Raw genomic sequence first — 220 nt, forward strand, 5'->3', positions numbered from 1 at the left:
TTGCGCGGCTTCGTCGATCCTCAGTGTGGTCGATAGGATCACATACTCGGCATTGGCGGCGGTCTGCGGATGACGCGTTAGCGTAAAGATGCAACCGGGCACCATGCCGCGTAGATGGCCTTGGCCTTGCGCTCGTTGGCCGGCGCTGTGTAAGGCTTGCATGCGCAAACGGGCGATGAAATCGCCTTCGGCAAACGGATCATTCTGGCTTTCCGGGTTG

At 59.5% G+C, this 220-nt stretch carries 1 protein-coding gene; it reads right to left on the reverse strand.

The genetic code is table 11. The features are described from left to right. Positions 1-220: contractile injection system protein, VgrG/Pvc8 family (locus QN379_RS23600; protein WP_323507788.1), on the reverse strand; the 220-nt coding region annotated here is incomplete at both ends.

This window comes from Glaciimonas sp. Gout2 (assembly GCF_035018905.1).
In the GTDB taxonomy this organism is placed as follows: Bacteria; Pseudomonadota; Gammaproteobacteria; order Burkholderiales; family Burkholderiaceae_D; genus Glaciimonas.